11 protein-coding genes are annotated in these 11874 nt (G+C 57.9%); 8 read left to right on the forward strand and 3 right to left on the reverse strand.

From position 1 onward, the window contains the following. Window positions 1-39: 39 nt before the first annotated feature. Together tyrS and H4N61_RS07040 are read right to left on the reverse strand one after the other, a co-directional pair. A complete protein-coding gene (gene tyrS, locus H4N61_RS07035) occupies window positions 40-1275 on the reverse strand; it encodes a tyrosine--tRNA ligase (RefSeq protein ID WP_169194078.1) in 1236 nt (411 codons plus the stop codon). A 116-nt stretch (window positions 1276-1391) separates the two neighbouring features. Further along, window positions 1392-2054 (reverse strand): alpha/beta hydrolase, encoded by a 663-nt coding sequence (locus tag H4N61_RS07040; RefSeq protein ID WP_169194077.1) that lies wholly within the window; start codon window positions 2052-2054, stop codon window positions 1392-1394. A gap of 280 nt (window positions 2055-2334) precedes the next feature. Here H4N61_RS07040 and H4N61_RS07045 point away from each other — a divergent pair, with 280 nt between their 5' ends. From H4N61_RS07045 to aroA, 8 genes are all read left to right on the forward strand, one after another. Next, the gene (locus tag H4N61_RS07045) at window positions 2335-3480 is read left to right on the forward strand and encodes an aminotransferase class V-fold PLP-dependent enzyme (RefSeq protein ID WP_169194076.1); all 1146 of its coding nucleotides are present in this window, start codon (window positions 2335-2337) and stop codon (window positions 3478-3480) included. Window positions 3481-3544: 64 nt separating this feature from the next. Further along, entirely contained in the window at window positions 3545-5074 is a 1530-nt protein-coding gene (gene sufB, locus H4N61_RS07050) for a Fe-S cluster assembly protein SufB (RefSeq protein ID WP_169194075.1), read from the forward strand. A 61-nt stretch (window positions 5075-5135) separates the two neighbouring features. Then, a complete protein-coding gene (gene sufC / locus H4N61_RS07055) occupies window positions 5136-5897 on the forward strand; it encodes a Fe-S cluster assembly ATPase SufC (protein ID WP_169194074.1) in 762 nt (253 codons plus the stop codon). Between the two features lie 2 nt (window positions 5898-5899). Then, complete coding sequence (sufD, locus tag H4N61_RS07060; protein ID WP_182395563.1) at window positions 5900-7105, forward strand: Fe-S cluster assembly protein SufD; 1206 nt, start codon at window positions 5900-5902, stop codon at window positions 7103-7105. Between the two features lie 148 nt (window positions 7106-7253). Then, window positions 7254-8474 (forward strand): cysteine desulfurase, encoded by a 1221-nt coding sequence (locus H4N61_RS07065; RefSeq protein ID WP_169194072.1) that lies wholly within the window; start codon window positions 7254-7256, stop codon window positions 8472-8474. A 21-nt stretch (window positions 8475-8495) separates the two neighbouring features. Continuing rightward, window positions 8496-8870, forward strand: a complete 375-nt coding sequence (locus H4N61_RS07070; protein WP_169194071.1) for an SUF system Fe-S cluster assembly protein — start codon at window positions 8496-8498, stop codon at window positions 8868-8870. A 52-nt stretch (window positions 8871-8922) separates the two neighbouring features. Then, window positions 8923-9303, forward strand: coding sequence for an iron-sulfur cluster assembly accessory protein (locus tag H4N61_RS07075; protein ID WP_169194070.1), 381 nt, complete (start codon window positions 8923-8925; stop codon window positions 9301-9303). Between the two features lie 175 nt (window positions 9304-9478). Further along, complete coding sequence (aroA, locus tag H4N61_RS07080) at window positions 9479-10759, forward strand: 3-phosphoshikimate 1-carboxyvinyltransferase (protein WP_169194069.1); 1281 nt, start codon at window positions 9479-9481, stop codon at window positions 10757-10759. Window position 10760: 1 nt separating this feature from the next. Here the strand turns inward: aroA and H4N61_RS07085 are convergent, their stop codons facing one another. Beyond that, on the reverse strand, window positions 10761-11819 hold the full coding sequence (locus tag H4N61_RS07085) for a GGDEF domain-containing protein (RefSeq protein WP_182395565.1): 1059 nt from the start codon (window positions 11817-11819) through the stop codon (window positions 10761-10763). Window positions 11820-11874: the final 55 nt, after the last annotated feature.

Here is an 11874-nt window from a genome sequence, read left to right on the forward strand (position 1 = left end):
CCCGAGAGACGCCCTTCAAACTCGTTGTAAAAGACCGACTTAAACCGGCTTGATCAGTGCGTGCTTTTTCTTGCCGACGGAAAGCTTGATCACGCCTTCTTCAAGCAGGGCATCGTCACCCAGCATCAGCTTTTCGTCGCTGATAACGGCATCGTTGACGCGCACTGCACCAGAGGTGATGTGACGGCGGGCTTCGCCATTGGACGCTGCGAGGCCAGCTTTAACCAGTGCGTTGAGCACGCCGATACCCGCAGCCAATTCAGCCGCTGCCACTTCAGCAGTCGGCAGCGAGAGGTCGAGCTTACCGGTTTCAAATGTCGCGCGAGCGGTTTCGGCAGCTTCGTCAGCCGCAGCCTTGCCGCGCAGCATGGCGGTGACTTCGGAAGCAAGACGCTTCTTGGCTTCGTTGATGTCGCCAGCAACAATGCCTGCAATCTCGTCGAGCGGCAGGGTGGTGTAGAGCTTGAGGAAGCGTTCTACGTCAGCGTCCTCAGTGTTGCGCCAGTACTGCCAGAAATCATAGGCCGAGAGCATGTCTGGGTTGAGCCAGATCGCGCCATTCATCGACTTGCCCATCTTCTGACCCGAAGAGGTCGTCAGCAGAGGCGAGGTCAGCGCGTAAAGCTGTGGCGTACCCATACGGTGACCGAGGTCGATCCCGTTGATGATGTTGCCCCACTGATCCGAACCGCCCATCTGCAGGCGAACGTTGTAGCGCTGGTTGAGCTCCACAAAGTCATAGGCCTGCAGGATCATGTAGTTGAATTCTAGAAACGAAAGCGACTGCTCGCGATCCAAACGCTGCTTGACCGAGTCAAAACTGAGCATGCGATTGACCGAGAAATGCTGGCCAACGTCGCGCAGGAATTCGAGGTAGTTGAGCGGTAAGAGCCATTCGCCGTTGTTCACCATCAGCGACTTTTCAGAGAAGTCGAGATAGTTGGAGAACACCTGCTTGATCCCGTCGATGTTCGACTGGATCATATCCGTGCCCATCAGCTTGCGCGCTTCGTCCTTGAACGATGGGTCGCCGACCATGCCGGTGCCGCCGCCCATCAGGGCAACAGCGCGGTGACCGGTCTTTTCCAGCCAGTGCAGCATCATGATCTGGATCAGGCTGCCGACGTGCAGCGACGACGCGGTTGGGTCAAAGCCGATGTAGGCGGTGACCTGTTCGGTGGCGAAGAGCTTATCAAGGCCCTCAGCGTCGGAAATCTGGTGGATGAAGCCGCGCTCATCAAGGGTGCGCAGGAAATCGGAAGTGTACTTGCTCATTTTGCGATCCAAGTGCCGCCAGTGCGGAGTTGTATGATCTGGCGTCTGGGAATGATGACGGCGTGCCCACTCAGGGCACACCGTGGTGAGGCGATCGCCTCTTTGCGCTACTGAGTTTAGCGCCCGCCGCCGTCCGCGATCTCCTGACGACGACGGTCGAGATACTCGGCGCACCGTTCGGTCAGTTCATCGATCTTGCCTTCGTAGAAGTGGTTAGCCCCTTCCACGATCTGCTGTTCAATGGTGATGCCCTTCTGGGTCTTGAGCTTGTCCACCAGCTTCTGCACCGAAGCAGGTGGGGCCACACGGTCCTTATCACCATGGATGATCAGACCCGAAGACGGGCAGGGGGCGAGGAACGAGAAGTCATAGAGGTTTTCCGGTGGGGACACCGAGATAAAGCCTTCAACTTCTGGGCGACGCATCAGCAACTGCATGCCGATCCACGCACCAAAGGAGAAACCGGCGATCCAGCAACCGCGTGATTCTCTGTTGATGGTCTGCAGCCAGTCGAGAGCGGCCGCCGCATCGCTCAATTCGCCGATACCGTGGTCGAATGCGCCCTGCGACCGACCGACGCCGCGCGAATTGAAGCGGAGCACCGCAAAACCACGCTCTACGAACATGTAGAACAGGTTGTAGATGATCTGGTTGTTCATCGTGCCGCCGAACTGCGGATGCGGATGAAGCAGGATGGCGATTGGAGCGTTTGGCTCCTTACCTGGCTGGTAACGGCCTTCCAAGCGGCCCTCTGGGCCGTTAAAGATCACTTCTGGCATAGGATTAATCCGGCCTTTCCGGCTCTGTCACAGTGACGTTTCGGACGTTTCAAAAGGAGTTCACGCAGCTTGACTAAGCGCGGTGCTCTCCCTAAAACATGGGTCGAAAAATCAGTTTAGAATGGTTCGAAACTCGATTGTGCGCCGCAGAACGGCGCGCTTGAGCGCCCCTTGTAATGAAGTTGGGCCTTCAATTTCAAGACGTGTTTGGCCGCATATGCGTTCTATGCTGCGGTTTGGCTCTATATAAAGGTGTCGGACACTGTGTCCGGTAGGCGTAATGACGAGACCTTCGGTCTATCTTGATCACAATGCAGCTGCGCCGCTTCGCCCCGAAGCGCGAGACGCTTTGTTGTCTGCGCTTGCGCTCACCGGCAATGCCTCATCGGTCCACACCCATGGTCGCGCGCTGCGCGATGTGATGGAGACTGGTCGTCAACAAGTGGCTGCGCGGGCCGGTGCAGAGCGCCGTCAAGTCGTCTTCACAAGTTCCGCTACCGAAGCCATTACGCAGGCTATCATGGCCGGAACAAAGGTTTTTTCGGCAGGCGCCATAGTCACCAGCATGGGGGAGCACGCTGCTGTCCTCAAGGCAGTTGAGGCCACGGGCCTGCCTGTGTGGACCGTAGGGCTAAAAGAAGACGGCAACATTGATCTCGATCAACTGCAGTCGTTTTTGTCTCGTGCGGATGCAGAAAACATCACGCTCTTTGCAGCGTTTCATTGGGTGAACAATGAAACCGGCGTAGTTCAGCCAATTGGCCGGCTTAGTGCTCTGGTGGGGCCAACCCGTCACACGCTTTTTATTGATGCGGTTCAGGCCTACGGCAAGATTGATCTGGATTTTGCCGCATCGGCTCCCGATATGGTTGCTATAAGCGGCCATAAGATTGGCGCACCTGTCGGTATTGGTGCGTTGTTGGTCAAAGGCCACGCCGACACCGTGCGGTTGATTCCGGGTGGTGGTCAGGAGCAGGGGCGTCGTGGTGGTACTGAGCCAACGGCGCTGATCGCAGCTTTTGGCGCGGCAGCGGCCGCAAGTGAATATGATGCGCAGAGCATGTTGGCGCTCGTCGACCAGCTTGAGGCCGGACTGAAGGCGCTTGCGCCAGAGGTCGTAATCTTCGGGCAAACTGCTCAGCGCGTCGGTAATACGGTCAACTTTGCTGTACCCGGTCTCGGCAATGCCACAGCGATGATGTCCTTGGACCTTATGGGTCTATCAATTTCGTCCGGCTCGGCCTGCTCGTCAGGCAAAGTCGGCGCTAGCCATGTTCTAGCAGCAATGGGCGTGCCTAAGGCTTTGGCCGAATGTGCCCTGCGCGTCAGCTTTGGCTGGACTTCCACAAGCGAGGACGTGACTGCGTTTCTTGCCGGTTTTGAAAAACTTCTTGCACGCCACAAGCGTTCAGGAACAGCGGCCTAGGTCGCTGAAAGAATAGTTCGTTCGCGGCGGCCTTGACCCGTCGATGGACATAAAGGAGAGCCTAATGGCGGATTTCGATATTCCGACCCTCAAGGAAGAGATCGATCGGGAAACCGTCGAGCAGGTGCTTGCGCTTGACGTCGACAAGTACAAGTACGGCTTCGAAACGGACATTGAATCCGACACGATTGCTGTCGGCCTGAACGAAGACACCGTTCGCTTCATCTCGGCTAAGAAGGAAGAGCCGGAATGGATGCTGGAATGGCGTCTGGAAGCGTTCCGCCGCTGGCAGACCATGGAAGAACCAGCTTGGGGTAAGTTGCACTACCCAAAGATCGACTTCCAGGACATCAGCTATTACTCCGCGCCGAAGAACTTCAAGGGCCCCAAGAGCCTTGATGAAGTCGATCCGGAACTGCTGGCGACTTATGCCAAGCTGGGTATCCCGCTCAAGGAGCAGGCGATCTTGGCTGGCGTTGAAGGCGCAGCGGAATCCGTTGGCACGCCATTCGGCGCCAATGTTGCGGTCGACGCGGTGTTTGACTCGGTCTCCGTTGTCACCACCTTCCGCGAAGAACTGGCCAAGCAGGGCATCATCTTCTGCTCGATCTCTGAAGCCGTGCGCGAGCACCCAGAGCTCGTGAAGAAGTACCTCGGCTCGGTGGTTCCCGTTTCGGACAACTACTACGCGACGCTGAACTCGGCCGTCTTCACCGACGGTTCCTTCGTCTACATTCCAAAGGGTGTCCGTTGCCCGATGGAGCTCTCGACCTACTTCCGTATCAACGAGAAGAAGACCGGTCAGTTCGAACGCACCCTCATCATCGCTGATGATGACAGCTACGTCAGCTACCTCGAAGGCTGTACCGCTCCGATGCGCGACGAAAACCAGCTGCACGCTGCAGTGGTTGAACTCGTTGCGCTTGAAAACGCCGAAATCAAGTACTCGACGGTCCAGAACTGGTACCCGGGCGACAAGGACGGCAAGGGCGGCATCTATAACTTCGTGACCAAGCGCGGCGATTGCCGTGGCAACCACTCGAAGATTTCTTGGACGCAGGTTGAAACCGGCTCGGCGATCACTTGGAAGTACCCAAGCTGCATCCTGCGCGGCGACAATTCGCGCGGTGAATTCTACTCGATCGCGATTTCGAACGGCTACCAGCAGGTCGATAGCGGCACCAAGATGATCCACCTGGGCAAGAACACGTCCAGCCGCATCATCTCCAAGGGTATTGCTGCAGGCTTCTCGGACAACACCTATCGCGGTCAGGTTTCTGCCCACGCTAAGGCCAAGAACGCTCGTAACTTCACCCAGTGTGACTCGCTGCTGATCGGCGACAAGTGTGGCGCACACACTGTTCCTTACATCGAGAGCCGTAACGGCACTGCGGTGTTCGAACACGAAGCAACCACTTCGAAGATCTCCGACGACCAGATGTTCTACTGCATGCAGCGCGGCCTCAACGAGGAAGAAGCTGTGGCGCTTATCGTCAACGGCTTCGTCCGTGACGTGCTTCAGCACCTGCCAATGGAATTCATGGTCGAAACCCAGAAGCTGATCTCGATCAGCCTCGAAGGCAGCGTCGGCTAAACCGCAAACAGTTGGATACCCGGGTGGCGCTAGCGGCGACCCCGGATTTGGAGACAAACAGATGACCACTCCCGTTCTTGAAATTCGCAACCTGCACGCTCGCATCGAAGATCGCGAGATCCTCAAGGGTGTGAACCTTGTGATCCCACAGGGTGAAGTTCACGCCATCATGGGCCGTAACGGCTCGGGAAAGTCGACCCTTTCCTACGTTCTCGCAGGCAAGGAAGACTACGAAATCACCGAAGGTGAAGTGCTGCTCAACGGCGTCGACATCCTTGGCCTCGAGCCAGATGAACGCGCTGCTGCTGGCCTGTTCCTGGCTTTCCAGTACCCAATCGAAATCCCCGGCGTTTCGACCATGACCTTCCTCAAGGCGGCGATGAACGCGCAGCGTAAGGCTCGTGACGAAGCTGAACTCTCGACCCCAGAGTTCATGCGTCTCGTCAAGGAAGCTGGCGCAGCGCTGAACGTTGACTCATCCATGCTGAAGCGTCCGCTCAACGTTGGTTTCTCCGGCGGCGAAAAGAAGCGCGCGGAAATCATGCAGATGGCGCTCCTCAAGCCATCGCTGGCCGTTCTCGACGAAACCGACTCGGGCCTCGACATCGACGCGCTGCAGGTTGTTTCAAACGGCGTGAACTCGCTGCGCGACGGCAAGCGTTCCATGCTCGTCATCACCCACTACCAGCGCCTACTGAACCACATCGTTCCAGACGTTGTGCACGTCTTCTCGGACGGCAAGATCGTGGAAAGCGGCGACAAGTCGCTCGCGCTCAAGCTCGAAGCTGAAGGCTATGCCAACTACGGCGGCGAGGCAGCGTAACAATGGCGACTTTTCCAGTTCGTCTCGGCGCTGCCGAGCATACGCTGATTGAGCAGTTGAAGGCCGCTGGCGCTGATCAGGCTGCGGAGCGCATCGAAACTGCGGGTCTGCCGACCCGTCGCGTCGAAGCCTATCACTATACGGATTTGAAGACTCTGCTGCGCGCCGTACCGGATCTCGCAGCGGCTGCAAACGACGCAGTGACGCCGTCTGTGGCGATTGAGGGCGCTTATGTGATCTCGATCGTCAATGGCGCTGTAAAGGCGTCTAGGGACGCTCCTGCAGGCATTATGATCGGCACCGCACGGGGTGGCGTTCTGTCGACCCGCGATGATGTTGTAACCCACATCAACAACGGCCTGACCAAGACCGCTCTCTCGCTCGACATCGCCGCTGGCGACGAGCAGGTGATCCAGATTGATCACACCATCGTTGGCGAAGCTGCACACGTCTCGGACGCTGTGAAGGTCTTCGTGGCGGATGGCGCTAAGGTCACCATCGTCGAAACCTTCGCCGGTTCGGACGCTGCGCACTTGGGCAACCACGCCGTCTACATCGCCCTGGGCGAAGGCGCTGAAGTTGTGCACGTGTCGATCGACCGTTCGCCAGCGCAGTCCTCGCACTTCGCGACCAATGAGTATCACCTTGCAGCCGGCGCGCAGTTGCGCACGCTGGTGGTCCATGGTGGTGCAAATCTGGCTCGCACACAGGTGCTGCCGCGTCTTGAAGGCGCTGAGGCACATGCGGACGTCACTGGGCTTAATCTCGTGGCCGATGGTCAGCATGCTGACATCACCATGATCACTGAGCACGCTGTGGCGCACACCACCTCGCAGCCGCTGTTCAAGTCGATTGCTCGTGGCCGTTCCAAGTCGGTCATTCAGGGCAAGCTGATTGTGGCGCGCGATGCGCAGAAGACCGATGCCAAGTTCATGCATCAGGGCCTGATGCTGTCGGACGAAGCGGAAATCCTCTCCAAGCCAGAACTCGAAATCTACGCCGACGACGTTGTCTGCGGCCATGGTTCGACGTGCGGCAAACTGGATGAAGATAGCCTCTTCTATCTCCTCAGCCGCGGTATTCCCAAGGCTGAAGCCGAAACCATGATGGTTCGCGGCTTTATCGCAGAACTGGTCGATCCGATCGAAAACGAAGCAGTTGCTGGCGTGCTCAACGACGTCATCGACACTTGGCTTCTCGGCAAGTAAGGGCCTCACACTTCTCCTCTCCCCTCGGGGGAGAGGTCGGCGCAGAGCGCCGGGTGAGGGGGCCTTAACGCAAATAGGGGTAGGGGAATTTCCCCTCACCCACCCAAAATGCTCCGTTCGTGGACCGGGACGCCACAAGGACCAAAACATGACCTTCGATCTAGCTGCCGTTCGTGCTGATTTTCCGATCCTGTCGGAGCAAATTCACGGTCATCGTCTTGTCTACCTCGATAGCGGCGCATCGGCGCAAAAGCCGAATGCAGTGCTTGAGCGTATGGATTATGCGTTCCGCCACGAATACGCCAACGTCCACCGTGGTCTGCACACGCTCGCCAATCGCGCGACAGAAGGCTACGAAGCCGGGCGGGAGAGCGTAAAGCGCTTCATCAATGCGCCGCGCCTCGAAGAAATCATCTTCACCAAATCGGCCACCGAAGCGATCAATCTGGTTGCCTCCTCCTTTGCTGGCCCGCGCATCAAGGAAGGTGATGAGATCATCATCACGACCATGGAGCACCATTCCAATATTGTGCCGTGGCATTTCCTGCGTGAACGTCAGGGCGCGGTTTTGAAATGGGTCGACGTCAAGGACGACGGCTCTTTCGATATGGATGCCTTTGAAGCGGCGCTATCGGACAAGACCCGCATGGTCGCCATGACCCACATGTCCAACGTCTTGGGCACTGTCACTCCAATCAAGGGCGTGATCGAACGCGCCCACGCGCGCGGCATTCCTGTGCTCATCGATGGCTCGCAGGGCGCCGTTCACACCACTGTGGACGTGGCTGACCTCGACGTCGATTTCTACATTATGACCGGCCACAAGCTCTACGGCCCGACCGGCATTGGCGTTCTCTACGGCAAATACGATCTTCTCGCCCAGATGCAGCCCTATCAGGGTGGCGGCGAGATGATCGAAACCGTCACCCTCGAAGGCGTCACCTATAACGAACCGCCGCATCGCTTTGAGGCGGGCACGCCGGCTATCGTTCAGGCCATGGGCCTCGGCGCAGCCCTCGACTACATGCAAAACCTTGGCCGTGAAAACATCATCGCCCATGAGCATGAAGTCGCTGCCTATGCCGCCGAAAAGCTCAAGAGCATCAATTCCCTGCGCATGATCGGCACTGCCGAAGGCAAGGGCGGCATTTTCTCGTTCGAGATTGCCGGTGCGCACGCCCATGACGTCGCCACGGTCCTTGATCGTTACGGCATCGCTGTTCGCGCTGGCACCCATTGTGCCCAGCCGCTGCTGAAACGTTTTGGCGTGACCTCTACCTGCCGTGCCTCTTTGGCCCTATATAACGGCAAAGACGATATTGACGCGCTGGTCGACGGCATTCAGCGCGCCGCGAAATTTTTTGCCTGATTAGGCACGAGAAAGACGACCATGAGCGACGATACCGTAACCGACACGCGCATCACCCCCAGTGTTTCTGCCAGCCTGCCTGAGAATGAAGTCGAGCGGATCACGACCGACCTGATTGGCGCATTGAAAACCGTCTACGACCCGGAAATTCCAGTCGATATTTATGAGCTTGGCCTGATCTACAAGGTTGATCTGGATGAGGATCGTAACCTCACCATCGACATGACCCTGACCGCGCCCGGTTGCCCCGTGGCTGGCGAAATGCCCGGCTGGGTCGAAAACGCTGCCCGCAGCGTTGAAGGCATTCAGGACGTTAAGGTCAACATGGTGTTTGATCCACCTTGGGATGCGACCCGCATGAGCGAAGAAGCTCAGGTTGCGTTGAACTGGTGGTAATGGGACGCGTTTCGTCCTATATATCGTGAATTACCGATAAAGGTTTCGATCCATGCCGTTCAAGATCATGTCGCTGACAGACGCCGCTGTAGAGCGGATCACCGAGATTATCGAAGACTCGGATACGCCTGTGATCGGTCTGCGCGTTGGCATCAAGAATTCCGGCTGTGCGGGTGTTGCCTACACGATGGACTATGTCAGCGAAGCTGTGGCGGGCGATGACCATGTCGAGGACAAGGGCGTCAACGTCTGGGTTGATCCCAAGGCGACCATGTACCTGCTCGGCACGGTGATGGATTTTGAGGCCGGCAAGCTGGGCTCGACCTTCACCTTCAAAAACCCGAACCAGACCGGTGCCTGCGGTTGCGGCGAAAGCATCACGCTCAAGCCTGCGGACCTCAAAGCACTGGTGGAAGCCCGCGCCGAAGCATAATTGGCGACTTGTCTGAAATTTCAAAATGCCCGGAGCGATCCGGGCGTTTTTGTTTTTTGGGGGCAGGGACCATCGTCCGCATCGGGATATGCCCCGTATAAAAATCCCCGCGCCCCGTACGCTTTCGCGTTGAAGCGAGATTGCGCGAGTTGCGGCTTTGTCCTAGAGCGAATGCATGCCAAAAACTCTTCCAGCTGCTTACTCCATCACCCCGCCCGGCAAAGCTCTGAACGGTCGCGTTTCGCCTCCGGGGAGCAAGTCCATCACCAATCGCGCTCTGCTGTTGGCAGCGCTGGCGCATGGCACGAGCCGCCTGACGGGGGCGCTCAAGAGCAAGGACACTGTGCTCATGGCCCGCGCCCTGCGCGAAATGGGCGTCACGGTGGAAGAGCCGGATGCGACTACTTTCCTCGTCACCAGCACAGGCAAGCTGGCCGTCCCCGATGCGCCGCTCTTCCTCGGCAATGCCGGGACCGCAACGCGCTTTCTGACCGCCGCAGTGGCAACGATTAACGGCACAGTGGTCGTCGATGGCGACGAGGAAATGCGCGTTCGCCCGATCAAGCCTCTGGTTGATGCCCTCAATGCGCTCGGCATCGGCGCGTCGAGCCCGACCGGCTGCCCGCCTGTGACTGTTGAAGGCAATGGCACTTTTGGGAAGGGGCGCGTTGAAATCGACGCCTCTCTGTCGAGCCAATATGTTTCCGCGCTGCTTATGGCAGCGCCATTCGGCGATGGCCCAATTGAAATCGCGCTCGCGGGCAAAGACATCGGCGCCCGTGGCTATGTCGATCTCACACTTGCGGCTATGCGCGCCTTTGGCGCTGACGTTGAACAGGCCGACGAAGGCACTTGGATTGTGCAGTCAACCGGCTACACCGCAACCGATTTCCACATCGAACCCGACGCGTCTGCCGCAACTTATCTTTGGGGCATTGAGGCACTGACGGGCGGCAGCATCGATCTTGGTGTCTCAGCCGATGCCTTCACGCAGCCGGACGCTTCGGCGCAAGCCATGATTGCGGCTTACCCGAATATGCCAGCGGTGATTGACGGATCGCAGATGCAAGACGCGGTTCCGACCATGGCCGTCGTCGCTGCCTTTAATAACACGCCTGTGCGATTTGTTGGCATTGCCAATTTGCGCGTCAAAGAAACGGACCGCATTCGGGCCGTCGCCAATGAGCTTAATCGGATCATGCCGGGCCTCGCCACGGAGGAGGGGGACGATCTGCTCATCGCATCCGACCCACAACTCCCTGCCAAGCTTAAGGGGCGCAACTCGCGCGCAAAAATTGAGACCTATCACGATCATCGCATCGCCATGAGCTTTGCTCTGGCGGGCCTACTCGTCGATAACGTGGTTATTCTCGACCCCGCCTGCACAGGCAAGACCTATCCGGAATATTGGGACATGCTGGAAAGCCTCGGCGTTACGCTAACGCCGGCGGCTTGAGTTAGGCGACGGACGAGGCAACCGAGCGCGGGGTTTGCAACTCATCTTCACAGATGACGCGATTACGCCCCGCGCGCTTAGCTGCATACAGACAGGCATCGGCGCGGTCGACGAGGCTGGCGAAACTGTCGGCCTGGCCGAATTTTGCAACCCCGATAGACGCGGTGAGATTGCCCAAGCGCTCGCTCGTGGAAATGCGCAGCAATTGCTTGCTCTGAATGGCTTCGCGAATGATCTCTGCGGTAAGGGACGCTAGGCGCATGTCGGTTTCTGGCAATATTGCCGCGAACTCTTCACCGCCAAACCGGGCAGCAATGCCCTTGCCCTCGAGCGAAGTCTGCAACTGCCCAGCGACGAGGCGCAGCACTTGGTCGCCGGTGAGGTGACCATAGCTGTCGTTAAAGGCTTTGAAATTATCGATATCGACGAGCAGAAGACACAATGGCGTGCCTGCTAGGCGCGCTTCGTGCATGGCGTCTATCAGACAGGTGTCAAAGCGCGCACGATTATAGAGCTTGGTCAGCGGGTCCAGCATCGCTTCGCGGCGGACTTCGTCCAGATCACGCTGCATATTGGCAATTGCATCGCGTGATGCGGCCAGCTGCGCGCTGAGCAAGGAGTTGTCATCCTGCATCCGCTCAGTTTCAACAATGAGCTTCCGCGTGATCTCTTTTACGGAACTTGCATCGCGCGCTGTATCAAGGTCGTACCATGCGCTGGAGAGCGTGGTGCTGAAATCTTGCGCGGTTTCGAGCGCACCTTGAATGGCGCCGTTCACGGCATTGATGCGCTCGGCAACGCGGTCTGAAACAACAGACACCCGTTCTGAGACCGCCACCTCGAAAAACTCCTTGTGGAGCAGTTCGGCAGTGAGCGGAGTGAGCTGCACGCCAGACATGAAGAGCGCGTTGAGGCGATCGTTCAGGCTCTGGTTGGTGCCTTTGACATAGGTGTAAAGCAGCTCGTAAAAGGCCGGTTCGGCCGGTACGCAATTCTGCATCAATTGATTTATGGCGATTTTGGCAAAGCCAAAAGAGCGCTCTAGATCCTGATCCGACACTACCACCAGCCCCCCGGTGTGCTGGCCTAATCCAGCATGGTTAAGTGAGTCGTGC

Source organism: Devosia sp. MC521 (assembly GCF_014127105.1).
Lineage (GTDB): Bacteria > Pseudomonadota > Alphaproteobacteria > Rhizobiales > Devosiaceae > Devosia.

What these genes read in the sequence shown, in the direction of transcription:
- tyrS (WP_169194078.1), bottom strand. Translation starts at nt 1,275, where the DNA reads ATGAGCAAGTACACTTCCGATTTCCTGCGCACCCTTGATGAGCGCGGC.
- H4N61_RS07040 (WP_169194077.1), bottom strand. Translation starts at nt 2,054, where the DNA reads ATGCCAGAAGTGATCTTTAACGGCCCAGAGGGCCGCTTGGAAGGCCGT.
- H4N61_RS07045 (WP_169194076.1), top strand. Translation starts at nt 2,335, where the DNA reads ATGACGAGACCTTCGGTCTATCTTGATCACAATGCAGCTGCGCCGCTT.
- sufB (WP_169194075.1), top strand. Translation starts at nt 3,545, where the DNA reads ATGGCGGATTTCGATATTCCGACCCTCAAGGAAGAGATCGATCGGGAA.
- sufC (WP_169194074.1), top strand. Translation starts at nt 5,136, where the DNA reads ATGACCACTCCCGTTCTTGAAATTCGCAACCTGCACGCTCGCATCGAA.
- sufD (WP_182395563.1), top strand. Translation starts at nt 5,900, where the DNA reads ATGGCGACTTTTCCAGTTCGTCTCGGCGCTGCCGAGCATACGCTGATT.
- H4N61_RS07065 (WP_169194072.1), top strand. Translation starts at nt 7,254, where the DNA reads ATGACCTTCGATCTAGCTGCCGTTCGTGCTGATTTTCCGATCCTGTCG.
- H4N61_RS07070 (WP_169194071.1), top strand. Translation starts at nt 8,496, where the DNA reads ATGAGCGACGATACCGTAACCGACACGCGCATCACCCCCAGTGTTTCT.
- H4N61_RS07075 (WP_169194070.1), top strand. Translation starts at nt 8,923, where the DNA reads ATGCCGTTCAAGATCATGTCGCTGACAGACGCCGCTGTAGAGCGGATC.
- aroA (WP_169194069.1), top strand. Translation starts at nt 9,479, where the DNA reads ATGCCAAAAACTCTTCCAGCTGCTTACTCCATCACCCCGCCCGGCAAA.